We start from the raw sequence: 17,699 nt of genomic DNA, 5'->3' as shown, positions 1-17,699 counted from the left end.
TATTGTCAAACAAAAAACCTGATAAAGTTATGCAAAAAAAACACCGCTTTCAGCGGTTAATCTGCACGTGTATGAGGATTGGGTTATTGCCACTTGTATTGATTGCCAGCCTTGCTGGAATCAGTTTCGCCAGCCCGGCAGGAGGGCAGGAAATTTTAAACAGGAAGATCACTTTGACCGCCGAGCAGGTGGAAGTGAAGTTCATCCTGGAACAAATAAGTAAAAAGGCAGACGTCAAGTTTGTGTACAGTGCGCAGAAAATTCCTGCACGTCAGTTAGCGTCCTGCAATGCCGAAGACGAAATGCTCGGCACAATTTTGAATCGCCTGCTCAATCCTTTCCAGGTTTTATATGAAGTAAAAGGCAATAAGATCATACTGACGAAGACGAGACCGGTGGAAATAGCAGAGAGCGATAACATCTTTGCCGGCGAAGTGCCCGTTGCACAAAAACCGATCACTGGTAAAATAACAGATGAAAACGGGCAGCCCCTCTCTGCTGTGAGTGTTAAAGTGAAGGGGGCCAGTATCGGTACATCCACCAATACGAACGGCGATTTTTCATTGGATGTGCCCGAGAATGCAACATTGGTCATTTCTTATGTGGGATATGAGCCGAAAGAAGTAAAAGTGCAACGACTGGATGTTATTTCCGTAAAACTTTTACCAGCCGCCAGTAATAAATTGAATGAAGTAGTAGTGGTGGGCTACCAAAAGCAATCTGTCAAAAAAACAACCAGTGCTATCCAGTCGGTATCCGGCAAGGCGATCGAAAATCTTCCGGCACCAAGTTTTGACGCCTTGCTGCAGGGAAAAGTATCCGGTGTAAATATTCAAAATTTCACCGGCGAGCCAGGTGTTCGTAATACGTTTACCGTTCGTGGTAATACAACTATCGTTACCGACATGAACACGGATCTCGATCTGGCCCGTACGCTTTCTACGCCGTTATATGTGATTGATGGAATACCAATGTCTATTACCGATATTGAAGGTATCTCCAGCACAGGTACAAATTTTTTGGCAGGTATTAATGTCAATGACATCGAAAGCATTGCTGTACAGAAGGATGCTGCGGCTACGGCTGTTTGGGGATCACGGGGTGCAAATGGTGTAGTCGTAATTAAAACCAAAAGAGGCCGTGTAGGAAAACCACAGTTTCGTTTCTCCTATTATACCGGTATTACTGAAAAACCGAAGTTGCTGCGTACAGTTGCCGGTGCTGAAGAAAGATACCAGAAGCTTGCATTGATGAAGGAGTATGGGACTTTTGCTCAGCTGGGAAATATTCCGCAAATAATTTCCGATAGTTTAAACCCCGCTTTCAATAACGCCACAGACTGGCAGGATCTTTTTTATAAAGGCGGCATCGTGAATAATGCCGATATGACCATATCAGCGGGTAACGAGCTATTGAATTACAGGGTTGGGTTAAACTATTATGATGAAGACGGCATTGTGCGAAATACCGGTGTAACAAGATATACGCTGCGGGGCAATTTTGATTTCAAGATCAGCGAAAAATTAAATGTCAACCTGAATATTTCTGGAACAAGACTAGATAGAAAAAGAGGATTGGGTCGTGGAAGAAACAATGTGTTGCCGATTAATGGGGTTACGATGCCGGCTTCTTTTTATGGACTTAGCCAAACGGACAAAGACTTTTATTACGGACAATACGATCGCTTAAGAGATAAAAATCAGTCAGACATTTTCTCGGGTTATTTTCAACTGAATTATGATATCATAAAAGGCATCCAATATTCTTTCCAGGGATCGGCCAGCAAGACTACCGATCGCAGGGATCGGTTTCTGCCAACGGATATTACAGAGGATCATCGCTCCTTTGCCAGCAGTGACAATGGAAATTATCAGCAATATTACCTGGCCAATATCCTGACGCTTAATAAATCATTCAGCAATGTTCACAACTTCGGGACGGTACTGATGCAAAGTTTCCAGTTGGATGAAAGATCCGGTAGTTCGCTGTGGGGATATAATGTGCCGGATGATAATATCCAGGTCGTTTCAGGAATTCCGCAACAGGATATTTCGGGCTACTCCTATTTTCAGCAGTCAGGCTTGTTATCATTTCTCGGACAATTCTCTTACGACTTCAAGCAGAAGTATATTTTAAATGCTTCGTTGCGGGCTGATGCTTCTTCACGGTTTGGCGCCAATAACAAATGGGGTTATTTTCCTTCGGTATCGGGAGCCTATATTCTTTCGGATGAAAATTTCATGAAACGAGTAAAATGGCTTGACCTGTTGAAATTCCGTGCAAGCTATGGTTTAACAGGAAGCATGCCCGATGATTTTTATGCGCCATACAATGTATGGAATGTAAACCAGGGCACTTATGGTGGTGTGATATCTGCAACACCTTCTTTCTATAAACCTATCACGTTGCCTAATCTTACGTGGAACAAATCAAATCAATTGAATGTAGGCGTCGATCTGAATGTATTGCGCAATAGGGTAAACATCTCTGTAGACCTGTACCGTAAGAATTCCTTGAACCCGATCGTTAATCTGCCTTTCCCATTCTTTACCGGTTATACCACCCAAACATACAATGCGCCATTGAAAATTTTGAATGAAGGGATTGATGTGCACATTCAAACAAGAAACCTGTCATCCAAAAGTGCTTTACAATGGACCACTGATCTCAACATGAGTTTTAATAAGAATAGGATCGCCGCATTGCCCAACGGTAATCGTACATTTTATGCCAGCTCACGGGGGTATTATCAATCGCTGATTTATTCGGTAGGCCGGCCAATTTATGGCTGGGCACAAATGATCTACAAAGGTGTATATGATTACACCAATGAGATACCGGTAAATCCCTACACGGGCCAGGTGCTTAGCTATTTCAAAACATATAACCCGGTTAAAGCAGGTTATCCAATCTGGTTAGATGTAAATAAAGATTGGGATGTATGGAGTGATGAAGATCGCGGTGAACAATTTGGTGACCTGGTACCAACCGGAGATCCTAACCCTAAGATGACGGGCGGTATTTATAATGAATTCAGCTATAAGAATTTTTCATTGGGTGTTTTATGCACTTTTACAGTTGGCAGAGACATTATCAACAATTTCTTATCTGATCAGTTTGCCGGTGTATGGAACTTTGGTGATATCAACAATTTTGCCCGCCAGCGTTTACCCGATCTTAGTCAGTATGATTATTGGTCACCGGCAAAGGCTGATCCAACAAAAGGCACCGGCTACGCAGCGAATTTTCCAAGTCTCAATCCTTATGGGGGTCATTTTTATGAATTCCTTCCGTTCTCTACCATGTGGAATGAAAGCGGAACTTATCTCAAGATCAGGAATGTAAGCCTGGGATATAGCCTGGAGAAAAAATGGATACAGAGACTTGGTTTATCCAGTGCCCGGGTATACAGTATCATAGATAATATCTACAATTTCCAACGATCAAAAGTTCCGGACGCTGAATTGGTAAGTCCCCAGGGAGAATACCAGGGAGCTGCATACCCGCTTCCCCGCAAATACACAATTGGCCTGGAGGTTATCTTTTAACATTCTAAAAGAAAAAACATGTTGTTGAAATATTCAAGACGGGTGATGGTTTTACTTTCAGCTCTGTTTCTGCTGTCATCCTGTAAAAAATATATAAACCTGGAACCCAAAGATGCCACCTATGACCAGGTATTCTGGAGTAATGGGGCCAACGTTGATAAGGCGTTGAGCGGCATTTATAAATCCATTCGCGACGCCTATCGTGCCGGGGATGTGTACAATGGTGTAGGAAGTTTCTTTACACTTGGCGATTTGCCCGCTGATGAATTTTGGCTTGGTGGTGATTATTGGAATTATAACACATTGGTACCAGAAGGTAAGCTGGTGTTTAGTTATACGCCTTACGTCGATGTGGTAAATAACTGGAGCCGCTATTATGCCATTATTAATCTTTGTCACCTGGTGGTTGAAAATGCTGACAAGATTGATGACTCGAAGTTTGATGAAACAGGTTCTTTGTCAAGGAAACAATTATTAGGTGAGGGACATTTCTTACGGGCATTTACCTATTTCTACATCACTAAAAACTGGGGCGACGCCGTGTTGGTAAAAGAATCATTAAAGGACCCAACCAATATTCAACCGATAGCCCGCAGCAAAGAAGAAGATGTATTGAATTATTGCATCGAAGATCTTACAAAGGCGATAGAGTTACTGGACTTTAATACCGGTACGGGGCGTGCAAGTGTTCGGGCAGACAAAGGCGCTGCTCTGGCATTGCTGGCGCAGGTATATGCCTGGAAACATGATTATACCAATGCAAAAAAATATTGCGACCTGGTGATCAGCTCAGGCAACTATGCGTTGGAAAGTGCAGCTACATACGAAAATATTTGGAAGGGACAATCCAGTGAGAACATCTTTGAGTTGTTCATGAAATATGATGCCGTTAATAAGGAAGCCAGCTCCGGTTTCTTTAAAACATTTTTGCATGATCCGTTGATCAAGGACAAAAGTGAAAGCAGCAGTTGGCCGGTGAATAAAGACCGGGTGCTGGAAGTTTATTATAACAATACAACACAGGATTACGATACGGCCACCGATATACGTTTCCATAAAACGATTGCCGGGTTCGAATCAGATTATCCTATGCTCATCAAATATGCTGATGTAAATTATTATGATGCCAATCAGCCGGGTGTTTATGTCGTCGATAACAATCTTGTTTTACTACGGTTGGCCGAAACTTACCTGTTAAAAGCAGAAGCCGAATTTAAGTTGGGTAATGAAACCGCCGCACAGGAAGCCCTGAACGTGGTAAAGAGAAGAGCAGGGCTGGATGATTATACCGGCGCAGGCACCGAACTATATGATGAGATAGTAAAAGAAAGATACCGGGAACTATGGGGTGAGGGTTATCTAGCTTATGATCTCATCCGTATGAATAAGCTGCAGGACTATTTCCCTGGCATCTATACGCCTGAACGAATCGCCAAAAAAGGATATTACTGGCCGCTTGATATGCGTACGCTGTTGCCACAGGATCCATTACTTACCCAGAACGAGTGGTGGAAAAATCATTAAATCACTTTGAAAGAATAATTATGAAACATCTGATAAAAATTACTGCCGCTTTGCTTGTAGTAGCAATTATGTTTGCTTCCTGCAAGCGGGACGATTACCTGATCGGGGGCACATTGCATAATCGTAAAGTAAATGCAACCACGTACGATTATCTTAAAACCAACTCCATGGGCTTGTTTGATACATTGCTCTTGCTAATTGATAAGGCGGGTGTAAAAGAAAAGATCAACAAGGCAGGCATCAGTTTTTTTGCGCCTACTGATTATGCCATCACTAATTATCTCAATAAAAGAGTTAAGGAAGAACAGAACATCGATCCTAATCGCAAATGGACGATCGACTCCCTGATCAGGTATGAGTTGCCGAAGTTTGCTGATTCCATTGATACATACATCATCAACGAGGCATTAACCTATGATAAACTTACCGGCAACGGGGCTATTTACCCGACTCAAAAAGCCGGTATCAACAGCGTAGTGTCATACGAGGAAACGAGAGATCCAAATCTTGGCTACAATCCGAATGTTTCCACTATTCCGCGGATCGTTTATTATACCATATTGCTGCAACCGTTGACTCCGCCCATTGTAGCATCGGAGATTACCAGCGACGAAGGTGTAAGAACCCGGGTGCAGACCTCCGGTATTGAAACGAATACCGGCATCCTGCATGTGCTGAATAACGGGCATAGTTTGTTTTTCAGAAAATAAAAAATTACAACCATGAAATTTTCATCGATAATAAAATTGTTTTTTGTAGTCATTACCATGGCAGAACTGTCAGTTGGCTGTAAGAAATTACCGGATGGTTTTTTAAGTCCTTATATACGATATGAGGAGTCTCCAATTGTTATTCAACGCGGCAGAGTAAAAGTCAGTTCAGCCCTCAATTTTGATGGATCATCGAGACCTGGGAAAGTGAAGTTGGTTCATATTTACGACAAAAGCACTGGTGCCGTGGTGGATGACATTTTTCTAAAAAAATATTCCATTAAAACATGGAAGGCATTGTACAATCCAAAGACCGACACAACGTTTGAATTGATACAAGCCAAACAGGAGGATTCGGAAGTAACGCCTATCCGGATTAATGATGCGAGCGGACAGGTAGAGGCAAATTTTACAACCTTGTATGTTCCCATGGGTAATTATGCTTTTGATTTGGAGATCAGCAATGACAATGGAACAAGGTTGTATGAGAAGATTGGCGAGTTCCAGATTGTGGATGCTAAACCTTATGAAGCAGATCCTGAAATAGGTACGAATTACGTCCGGATGATAAAAGTAGGTAATGAAAGCCAGGGTGAGAATCTGACTGGAACAATCAATGTGGAAGCACAAATTGAACGTACCGCTGATGCACCCAATAAAATTATTGTAAAGATGGTGGATAAAAACGGCGTTCCGTTTAACCCAGCTGCTGGGGAAATACAAAGGCGCCCGAATACCGGTAATAATCCGGTTCCGCCTTATTTACAAACCTTACAGGATTATTCATTAAAAACGGAATTGTTTGACGACCGTATGGAATTTACCTATGGTGTAAATCCATTTCCGCTTAATTCATTGGGCAATGGTTATAATATCTATTACCGGATTCCTGCCCAGTATTTCACACATGATAATCAAACTAAATTTCCGGATGGACAATGGAGTGCTAATCCACGTTTCCCGTTCCGGGTTTATGTACCGGGTACTTATGTGATCACATTTAAAGCGAAGATGTTGACACATAAGTAACCTGCGATTTATAATCTTTCTCTAAGCAGTCGTTTTGCATTAGCAGGCAAAACCAAAAGAACCGGCTACGGCCGGTTTCTTTTATAATAGCAATTATAGTAATAAATTATTTGTGGAATAGCTTTCCCGCTAGTCACTCATTTCAGGTGATTTTTGGGCAACCGTTTGCATGTTGCAACAGCGAATTATTGTTTTAATTTCATCATCAATTGTAAAAAATCAATAGGTTTATTTGCATTTACATGAAGAAAACAAACTTATATCATTTCGTTTTGCAAATATTATTGATTGTGGCATTTGTGTTATATGCCGTGCTGACTTTTGCGCAATCTTCTTCCGGCAGGCGTCCCAACATTATTTATGTCTATGCAGATGATCTCGGCTATGGCGAGCTGGGGTGCTATGGTCAGCAAAAAATAAAAACACCGAACCTGGATCGCATGGCCAGGGAAGGCATGCGGTTTACGCAGCACTATGCCGGTGCTCCTGTTTGTGCACCTTCGAGAGCAATATTGATGACGGGGAAACATGCAGGACATTCTTACATCCGCGGCAACTATGAGTTGGGCGGTTTTGAAGACAGTACTGAAGGAGGTCAAATGCCCTTGCCGGAAGGAACATTTACCATTCCCAAAATGCTGAAGAATGCCGTTTACTCCACCGGCATGGCGGGCAAATGGGGATTAGGCGTAACAGGTACCACGGGCAGTCCTTTGTTACACGGGTTTGATTATTACTATGGATTGCTGGATCAAAAACAGGCGCATAATTTTTATCCGACACATTTGTGGGAAAATGATAAATGGGATTCTTTAAATAACCATGTCATCAATGTTCATAAAAGATTGGATTCATCAAAAGCGACGGATGCGGACTTTGAATATTATAAAGGAAAGGATTATGCAATTACTAAAATGACTGAAAAAGCACTGGCTTTTATTGATCGCAACCTGCCTGGCCGGCAGGCAGGCAAACAAAAACCTTTCTTTTTGTATTTATCTTATACACTTCCGCATATGTCGCTGCAGGCGCCGGATGAATATGTAAAAAAATACATTGGTCAATTTGATGAAAAACCATACTACGGTCAATTTGGTTATGCAGCTACCAAATATCCTTTATCTACCTATGCAGCGATGATCACTTACCTCGATGACCAGGTAGGTATCGTTATGGATAAAATTAAAAAACTCGGACTGGATGATAATACCATCATCCTGTTTAGCAGCGACAATGGAGCTACATTTAATAAAGGAGTGAATACAACATTTTTTAATAGTGTAGGTGGATTGCGGGGATTAAAAATGGAGGTGTACGAAGGGGGCATCCGTGAACCATTTATTGCCAGGTGGCCGGGTAAGATAAAAGCAGGAACTACTTCTAATCTTATCTCTGCCCAATATGATCTGCTGGCAACATTGGCAGAACTTACAGGTCAACCAATACCTGTTAACACCGATGGTATTTCATTTCTCCCGGAATTGCTCGGAAAAAACAACCAGCAAAAAAAACATGACTATCTCTATTTTGAATACCCGGAAAACGGCGGGCAGGTGGCTATAAGAATGGGCGACTGGAAAGGCGTAAGAACCAATGTAAGAAAGGATTCCAATGCTTCCTGGCAGGTATTCAACCTGGCTACCGACAGGAATGAAACCACAGATGTTGCTGCACAACACCCGGAGATCGTAGAAAAATTTAAGGGTATTCAAAAAAAGGAGCATCAGCATGCTCACATTAAAGAATGGGAGTTTATTGATCCTAAATTCAGTGTAAAAGGTATCAACGAATAATAATTGAGTCAAAATAATTTAAACGTTATTTAAATGAACAGGAAAGATTTTGTGAAGAATATAGGCCTGGCTGGGGCTTCGATAGCGATTTTGCCAACCAGTAGCTTGTTCGCTCAAGGTCCAGCTGATCCAAAAGTAAAACTGGCAATAATCGGTGTAGGGTTACGTGGACAAAACCACCTGGACCTCGTGTTAAGAAGAGATGATGTGGACCTGGTGGCGATTTGTGATATTGATGACCGCATGCTCAAATCATCGAAAGAAATGATCAGCAAAAGCGGCAAGAAAATGCCGCAGGTATTTACCGGCGATGTGAATGCCTGGAAAAAAATGCTGGAGATAAAAGGGCTGGATGCAGTTATTATTGCAACGCCCTGGGAGTGGCACAAGCCCATGATCATTGGCGCATTGGAAGCGGGTATAAAATACGTAGGCACGGAGGTTATACTGGGTATTACGTTGCAGGATCATTGGGATGTGGTGAAAGCTGCTGAAAAGTATAATGGGCATGTAATGATGTTGGAAAATGTGTGTTACCGAAGAGATGTGATGGCGATATTAAATATGGTGAGACAAGGTTTGTTTGGTGAACTGATCCATTTACAAGGTGGTTACCAGCATGACCTGCGTGAAGTGAAGTTTAATGATGGCGCAAATCCTTATGGTCATGGCGTGGAGTTTGGTGAAAAAGCGTTTTCTGAAGCCAGGTGGAGAACTGAACACTCTGTACGCCGCAATGGCGACCTTTACCCGACGCACGGCATTGGTCCCGTGGCGCACTATGTCAACATCAACCGGGGTAACCGTTTTCTCACTTTGAATTCTTTTTCATCCAAGGCAAGAGGTTTGCACAATTATATCGTCAAAAAGGGCGGGGCTAATCACCCCAACGCTAAAATGAATTTTAAATTGGGCGATGTGGTGACCACGCATATCAGTTGCGCTAACGGAGAAACTATTTTGTTGCAGCATGATACGAACTTGCCAAGGCCTTATTCCATTGGCTTTAGGGTGCAGGGAACAGAAGGTTTATGGATGGATGTAAACAAAGGAATTTATATTGAGGAAAAATCGGCGAAGCCGCACCAATGGGACGACGCCAGGCAATGGCTGGATAAATATGATCACCCGTTGTGGGCAAAATACAGCAAGGATGCACAGGGTGCCGGTCACGGTGGTATGGATTTTTTTGTGATCCATTCCTTTATTGAGTCGATCAAACGAAAACTTCCGACGCAGATGGACGTTTATGATGCTGCTGCCTGGAGTGCTATCACGCCATTAAGCGAGCAATCCATCGAACTGGGAAATGAGACCGTGGAGTTCCCTGATTTTACCGGTGGTCAATGGATGTACCGGAAACCGGTATTTGCTTTGAATGATGATTATTAATGTGCTGGTGAATGACTAAAACCTTATTCTAAAGAAATAAATTTTTAACGGTGGTATCATGTTGAACACAATTTTACCTGCTTACGGACTTCCGCAGGATTCGTTAAAGGTGGAGGCCTTCGGTAGTGGTCTTATTAACCATACCTGGAAGATTACAGCGCCGGGTAAAGCCTATATCCTGCAGCGGGTAAACCATGCAATATTTAAAGAGCCGGCTGATATCGCCAATAACATCAGCCTGATCGCTGATCACTTAAAAAAATATCATCCGCAATATTATTTTATTGCACCGCTTGCATCCGTTAATGGTGAGGAGATGATCTATCAACGTGGTGAAGGATTTTTCCGGATGTTTCCTTTTGTTGCAGGGTCGCATTCAAAAGATGTGGTAGAGACTGCCGAACAGGCATATGAAGCCGCTATACAATTTGGCCGGTTTACCCGTTTATTGAACGGAGTTGATATTAATAAATTAAAAATCACTATCCCTTGTTTTCATGATCTTACATTGCGCTACCAACAGTTTTTGCAGGCACTGGAAAATGGAAACAGGCAACGAGTAGCCGACTCCGCGGATTTGATTAAATCGCTGACACAACATGCAGATATTGTTACGGAATATGGCAACATAAAAGCAAACCCCGAGTTTAAACTGCGTGTCACACATCATGATACCAAGATCAGTAATGTGCTGTTCAACGCTGAGGGCAAGGGTATTTGTGTTATTGATCTTGATACCGTAATGCCCGGTTATTTTATCAGCGACGTGGGCGATATGATGCGGACTTATCTTTCACCCGTGAGTGAAGAAGAAATAGATTTTGCAAGAATTGCTGTGCGGGATGATTTTTACAAGGCGATCGTACGGGGATATTATAGTGAGATGAAGAATGAACTGACAGCGACAGAAAAGAAATATTTTTTTTATGCCGGCACCTTTATGATCTATATGCAGGCCCTGCGCTTTATAACCGACTACCTCAATGATGATAAATATTATGGTGCCAAATACCCCCGGCACAACTATGTAAGAGCAAAAAATCAATTGGTATTACTGGAACGGCTGCTGGCGAAGAAGGAACAGTTAGAAGAGATGAATCTCGACGCTTAAAAATTGAGTTACAATTTTCCCAATCCAATATTTACTCAAATGGTTCGGTCAAAGTGATTCTCCGGGTTGCTATGCATTGCATTCATTAAAAGTAGAAATGTTTATTTAAGTATTTTTAAAACTTTATTGCCGGATGAATTAAAGGGCTAAAAGTTTACAATAAATGTTTAATACTAATGCAAGGCTCAAATGGGTAGTAGCGGGATTATTATTTGCTGCATTATGGGCATCAGCATCGGCTGCCACTAAAATAGGGTTGACTTCAGCACAACCACTGGTGATCGCAGAAATAAGATTTGCATTGGCGTCAGCCATCATGTTGGTTGTTACTCATTTATTAATGCGTCAGCGGCTTCCGGCAGGAAAGGAGTGGAAGCAACTGGCCATTTATGGGTTATTGAACATTTCCATTTACCTGGGCTGCTATGTTGTAGCGATGCAAACTGTTTCGGCAGGCATCGGGTCACTTTCAACGGCTACTAACCCGGTATTCATAAGTTTTATGTCTGTCTTTTTTTTAAAAAAGAAATTAACAGCTCCGCTAATAACCGCATTGCTCATTTGTTCAGCTGGGGTAGTATGCGCAGCCTGGCCTTTGTTTAAAGATGCTTATGTAACACCCGGCGGCTTATTGATTTTGTTTTTTAGCATGATGTCTTATTCTGTCGCAGCCATTTATTTTTCATCGAAAGATTGGGGTGGCCTACATTTATTTACGATTAACGGATGGCAAACTTTTCTCGGAGGTCTTTTTCTGCTTCCAGTTACTTTGTTTTATTATAAGGAAGAATGTAATCATTTTGATACAACATTTTGGCAATGCGTTTCCTGGTTGGCTATACCCGTTTCCATCTTTGCTGTACAGCTATGGTTGTGGTTGTTGAAGACAAATCCGGTACGGGCCGGACTATGGTTATTTCTCTGCCCTTTGTTTGGCTTTCTATATGCCGCATGGTTGCTCAACGAACCGATAAGCTGGTATACCATCATCGGTGTTGCCCTGGTAATAGCGGGATTATTGATATCAAGACGAAATATAAAAAAAGATGAAGTGGTTTTTGATTAGTCTTGTCTTGTTATCGCTTTACGCATGTTCGTAATTGCAGAAGTCATAGATTTTTTCGGATAATATGCATATTTGGGAAAGAGGATTTCCTGGTCAAAAGGTCAACGTTCTAAAATGCTGGTGATCTATCGCTTTGCCAGCATCACCGGGATCCACTTTTAAATCAGAAGTCGAATGAGGATGTGGAGTTGATATGAATCAAACTGGTTCAATTTTCTCATAGTGTGCCTATATTTAAACTTCTTGCTTTTTGCTTTAAGGATTATGATTAAATTGCAAAGTGACCTGATTATTGTGATACTAACCACTGCTTGCATATGGACGCTGCTGTAAATATCCCGCATCCCGTACAATACTGGTACGAGTCCTTCCGATCTCATTTTATGGCTATGGGACTGAGGTTAGGCTATCGCAAAGAAGAAGTAAGCGATGTCATCAGCCAGTTTTTCCTTGACCTGCTTGAAAAGAATATTGATCCCCATACTATAGATAATCCACAGGCTTATTTATCCACTGCTTTCCGTAGAAAATTAATTGATCATTACAGGAGCTCCTCAAAGAAAAGTTTTGTTGATGCCAGTATCATCCCGGAACACTACGCTGAACCTTCCGTACAGCAAGTTCTTGAGCAGGTACAGACAAATACAGAATTGATCAGCCGAATAAGGAAGGCTTACAAAAAGCTCCCCGACCGTTGCCAGAAAGTGATTTATTTAAAATTTTACCAGGGGCTTACTACAGAACAAATAGCTGAACAAACCGGCCTCAGTAAAAGGACTGTTTATAACAATCTTTTTGAAGGCGTTAAATTACTGAGGGTTGATTTAAATCAACAGTTTCCCGGCGTTCAGTTTGCCGCACTGCTTACATACCTGCCTTTACTGGGTACTTCTATTATTTTTTAAAATTTCTCTAAAAAAGGTTGGTAAATCTTACGGGCAATTCCGTCTATCTTGAAAAGGGCTTGCCATGTCAGAAGAATTACCGATAGAAGAACTCATCATTGATGACTCATTTGCTAATTACTGTTTTCAAAGTAATGAAAAGGATATCTTATTTTGGCAGGAGTACACCAGAACACACCCTTCCGAAAAGGAAAGAATAGCAGAAGCTATGCAGGTCGTGCTGGGGCTGCGTACCATGCTCCAACAGGAAAAGAATAATGAAAAGCAAGGATCAGCATTAAAAGCAATTCCACGGACAACTAATAAGCCGGTCATTCAAAAAATACTCCGCTATGCTGCGGCTGTTGCTGCGGTCTTTATTCTTGTATTTGGAATAAAGAGCTGGCTGGCTCAAAACAGTCTAACGCACAATACAAAGGATATTACAGCTACCCCCATCGCCGATAATGAGTTAGTATTTACTACAACAAAAGGCGAGAAAAAAACTTTCCTGCTTCCGGATAGTACAAAGATTTCCCTGGGGTTCAATTCTACACTGCGCATGAAGAAAGGTTTTGGAAAGGATAACAGGGATATCTATTTAAGCGGGGAAGCCTTGTTTGATGTTACGCATAATGAGGAACTCCCTTTTATTGTGCACAGTAATAAGTATGATGTAAAAGTATTGGGCACTGTATTTAATGTAAAAGCATACCCGGAAGATAAGCTAAGCGAAACTTCATTGATCAGGGGAAAAGTAGAGATAAGCCTGGCGAACAATTCAAAAAAAATAACACTGAAGCCGAACCAGAAAGCCGTCATTAGCAACAAAGGCGAGGACCTGGTTCTGGAAAACAAAAAACAGGTGGTTGGACAGACCTGTGAAAAAATTATTATACTTCCTCTTTCTTATAACAGTACCGATAGCGTAGTGGTTGAAACAGCCTGGGCTCAAAACCGCATTGAGATTGTCAATGAAAATTTTGACGAAATAAAAAACAAATTGGAAAGGTGGTATAACGTTAAAATCATTTTCGCCGACGAAGAAGTAAGCCGGTACACTTTCACAGCCACTTTTTCCGGCGAAACGATCGGGCAGGTATTAAAGGCTTTGCAATACTCTTATCATTTTACGTATAAAATAGAAGGGAAAATCATAACTATTTCTAAATAAAAAAGGAGAAATGGATTGCAGCCATTCCTCCTGTGTTACAAAAAGGAACAGGTATTTGAAGTAAACCTGTAACCTCATTTCATAACAATTAAAAAACCAAAACGAAGGTATGAAAAAGAAGGCTTGCTTTATTAGCCCACCCTTACAGAAGGGCTGGTTCAAAACACTACTGCTCATGAAACTTACAGCTTTTTTTATCCTGGTGACTGCGTTACAGGTTTCGGCCAAAACCTTTTCGCAGGACAAACTGGATGTTGACTTTAAGAAGACAAAATTGGCCGCCGCGTTAAAAGAGGTAGAGACGAAAACCGATTACCGGTTTGCATTCAGTAACCTGGTACTGTCGGATAAAATGAAAGTTACGCTGAAGGCTAAAGGCATAACAGTCGAAGACCTTCTTAACCGTTTGCTTGATAATACAGGTTTGTCGTACAGTTTAATGGACAATAACCTTGTTGTTATTACAAAAACTGACAGGATAGTTTATGCTGATATCACAGTAAGGGGCAAGGTGACAGACAATAGTGGAGGACCGCTGGCCAATGTAAGTGTTACCGCTGGTGATAAAAGCGGTACTACCACCAATGAACAGGGCGAATATGTGATTACTGTAGATGAAAATGCAACGCTAAGTTTTAGTTATGTGGGTTATACATCGCAGCAGGTGCAGGTAAGCAAGCGAAACGTTATCAATATTGAATTGGTACAGCTTTCAAGCAATCTGACAGATGTGGTAGTAGTTGGTTATGGTACACAAAAACGAAGTGATCTTACCGGTTCAATCGCAACACTTTCCTCCAAGGCCTATAAAGATCAACCTGTGTTAAATGTTTCATCTGCGTTACAAGGCAGAGTGGCTGGGGTGTCTGTTACCAATAATTCCGGTGCACCGGGTGGAGCAGTTAAAATCCGCATACGTGGCGCCAATTCTGTAAACGCCAACAACGATCCGCTTTATGTCGTTGACGGTATCGCTTTGAGCAGCATAGGACTGGCAGATATCAACGTGAACGATATTGAATCGATGGAGGTTTTGAAAGATGCTTCAGCCACGGCCGTATACGGATCAAGAGGAGCTAATGGCGTTATTCTCATTACCACCAAGAGTGGCAAATCAGGCGAACCTAAAATTGAATATCATGGTTTCGTGAGCTTTAACAAGCCTATGAAAAAATATGATTTGATGGATGCGGTAACCTATGCCAAAGTCGCCAATGTTACAGCAGGAGTTAATGTTTTTCCGGATCCCAATTCATTTGCAGGTAAAAGCACTGACTGGCAAGGTTTAATATTTGATAACTCCCTTACGCATAGCCACCAGCTTTCTTTAGCAGGCGGAACAGAAAATACGAAATATTATGTGTCCGGATTCTATGTTGATCAGGAAGGATTATTGATCAACAGTAATCAGAAAAAGTTTGGTCTCCGTTCAAACGTAGATATAAAATTGAGTAAGCGGATAACTTTTGGCGCCCACATCTATGCAGGTCGCCTTAATTCCCACAATAACACTGACATTGGTTACAAGGGTAACCCTGTTATGGGTGCTGTTACCTGGGCGCCAACGGAGCCTGTGTATGTTGCACCTGGTCAATATACTCGCTTTGGAATATCCCCTATCTGGGCAAACCCTTTTTTGGCTATCAGCGAAAGAAATGAAAATAATTTCTCCAACGTTGGAATTTTCAACGGAAAATTAAAATATACAATCACTGACTGGTTAACATTGAATGTTAATGCAGGATTGGATATGTATATTTCCAAAAGTGCTTTTCTGAATAATGAATGGATCAGTCCTGGTAATAATGCATCAGGACAAAGCTCAGCTGAAAGCTACACATTTCAAAACAGCAATAACCTTACTTTCCATAAAACATTCGGCCAACATGATCTGACAGCCACTGCCGTAATGGAAGCCACTTCCAATAGGTACTCCAGTTTTAATGCTTCAGGTTCCGGATTAGCCTCTTTATCTAATGGATATAACAACCTCGGTTTAAATGCCTCCCAGGCTATTTCGTCGGGTTATTCCAACTGGTCGTTATTATCTTATATGGGGCGAATTGCTTACAGCTATAATGACAAATACCTTTTAACTGCTACAGTAAGGCGTGATGGATCTTCCAAATTCCATGCAAATAACCGCTGGAGCAATTTTCCATCATTTAGTGCAGGATGGAAACTATCTAATGAAAAATTCATCGAAGACTTACACATTTTTTCAAATCTTAAACTGAGAGCCGGATGGGGTATCACCGGTAATCAGGCAATTGGACCATACAGTACACTTGGTTTATTAACGAGCACGACTTTTTCCTATGGTACTCCAACATTGTACCAGGCCTATACACTGGGTAATCCCGCTACTCCCGATGTAAAATGGGAGACTTCAAAGCAGATAAATATTGGCCTGGATGCAGGAATATTTAATGGCAGGCTTAATATCAGTGCTGATTATTACAATAAGAACACCGATGATCTGCTCCTTTTTACCCGGATAGCTAATTACGACGGCGGAGGCTCATATCTGAAAAATATCGGAAAGGTAAACAACAAGGGTCTCGAATTAATGATAGAAGGAACTCCTCTTAAAAGCAAGAATTTAACATGGTCTGCAGGTTTTAATATATCAACCAATCAAAACAAGGTAGTGAGCCTTGGAGCAGATTCTATGCTTGCGAGACCATATATAGGTGGGGGACTTATAACAAACAATATACAGGTAGTAAGAACAGGACAGCCACTTGGCGCATTTTACCTGATTCCGTGGGAAGGTGTTTACCAGGCTGATAAAGGAGATTATAAGGCAGGAGACAGCAGATACACGGATGTAAGTGGGAACAGTTCAATTGGATTTGAGGACAGAGTGATTTCAGGAACTGCAACTCCTAAATTTCAATGGGGTTTTAATAATAGCCTGACATTTAAAAATTTTGACTTGAACGTTTTTGTGCAGGGTGCTCATGGCCATAAAATATTTAATGCCACGTATGCAGCTACCGCAGTGCCTACCAGTGATGTGAAATTTATAAACCTGGCAGAAGCCGCAAACTATTGGACTCCATCAAATACTACATCCACCTGGGCAAACCCCGGCAGTAAAAATAAAAGTTGGGTTGAGTCCACACAATTTTTACAAGACGGAAGCTATGTACGGTTGAAAAACGTAAGCTTATCATATACGATCGGTAAAAGTTTGCTCAGACTGGCATCTGCAAAAATCTATATCAGTGCTCAAAACGTAGCAACTATAACCGATTACAAAGGATTTGACCCGGAAGCCACTTCAACATCGGCAGCCAGTGATGCTGATGCAGGTATTGATGTAGGGGCTTATCCCTCTCCTAAAACAATTACTATTGGCTTGCAATTAAAATTTTAATTGGTTTTAAAAAATATACAGATGAAATGAGCCATAAAAATTTGCGAGCAAATTCATACCAATAGTAATGAAAATTTTTAGGGCGA

11 protein-coding genes are annotated in these 17,699 nt (G+C 41.5%); all 11 read left to right on the top strand.

Annotated elements, in window-relative coordinates:
- Positions 1-71: 71 nt before the first annotated feature.
- On the top strand, positions 72-3,548 hold the full coding sequence (locus ACFEL9_RS19510; RefSeq protein ID WP_385893754.1) for a SusC/RagA family TonB-linked outer membrane protein: 3,477 nt from the start codon (positions 72-74) through the stop codon (positions 3,546-3,548).
- Positions 3,549-3,566: 18 nt separating this feature from the next.
- Complete coding sequence (locus ACFEL9_RS19505; RefSeq protein ID WP_385893752.1) at positions 3,567-5,072, top strand: RagB/SusD family nutrient uptake outer membrane protein; 1,506 nt, start codon at positions 3,567-3,569, stop codon at positions 5,070-5,072.
- 20 nt (positions 5,073-5,092) lie between these two features.
- Positions 5,093-5,782 (top strand): hypothetical protein, encoded by a 690-nt coding sequence (locus ACFEL9_RS19500; protein WP_385893751.1) that lies wholly within the window; start codon positions 5,093-5,095, stop codon positions 5,780-5,782.
- Between the two features lie 12 nt (positions 5,783-5,794).
- Positions 5,795-6,811 carry a hypothetical protein gene (locus ACFEL9_RS19495; protein WP_385893749.1) on the top strand — a complete coding sequence of 339 codons (1,017 nt, stop codon included), beginning with the start codon at positions 5,795-5,797 and terminating at the stop codon, positions 6,809-6,811.
- A gap of 242 nt (positions 6,812-7,053) precedes the next feature.
- The gene (locus tag ACFEL9_RS19490) at positions 7,054-8,604 is read left to right on the top strand and encodes an arylsulfatase (protein WP_385893747.1); all 1,551 of its coding nucleotides are present in this window, start codon (positions 7,054-7,056) and stop codon (positions 8,602-8,604) included.
- Between the two features lie 33 nt (positions 8,605-8,637).
- A complete protein-coding gene (locus ACFEL9_RS19485) occupies positions 8,638-9,996 on the top strand; it encodes a Gfo/Idh/MocA family protein (protein ID WP_385893745.1) in 1,359 nt (452 codons plus the stop codon).
- A 58-nt stretch (positions 9,997-10,054) separates the two neighbouring features.
- Positions 10,055-11,107: a phosphotransferase enzyme family protein gene (locus tag ACFEL9_RS19480; RefSeq protein ID WP_385893743.1), complete on the top strand. Its 1,053-nt coding sequence runs from the start codon at positions 10,055-10,057 to the stop codon at positions 11,105-11,107.
- 163 nt (positions 11,108-11,270) lie between these two features.
- A complete protein-coding gene (locus tag ACFEL9_RS19475; RefSeq protein ID WP_385893741.1) occupies positions 11,271-12,173 on the top strand; it encodes a DMT family transporter in 903 nt (300 codons plus the stop codon).
- A gap of 317 nt (positions 12,174-12,490) precedes the next feature.
- A complete protein-coding gene (locus ACFEL9_RS19470) occupies positions 12,491-13,078 on the top strand; it encodes an RNA polymerase sigma factor (RefSeq protein ID WP_385893739.1) in 588 nt (195 codons plus the stop codon).
- 64 nt (positions 13,079-13,142) lie between these two features.
- A complete protein-coding gene (locus tag ACFEL9_RS19465; RefSeq protein WP_385893737.1) occupies positions 13,143-14,231 on the top strand; it encodes a FecR family protein in 1,089 nt (362 codons plus the stop codon).
- Between the two features lie 175 nt (positions 14,232-14,406).
- Positions 14,407-17,613, top strand: coding sequence for a TonB-dependent receptor (locus ACFEL9_RS19460; protein WP_385893736.1), 3,207 nt, complete (start codon positions 14,407-14,409; stop codon positions 17,611-17,613).
- Positions 17,614-17,699 lie beyond the last annotated feature (86 nt).

The sequence above is a fragment of the Terrimonas alba genome, assembly GCF_042434975.1.
Lineage (GTDB): Bacteria > Bacteroidota > Bacteroidia > Chitinophagales > Chitinophagaceae > Terrimonas_B > Terrimonas_B alba.
Note: the sequence above shows the minus strand (reverse complement) of the source record. Positions and strands in the feature narration are given on the sequence as shown.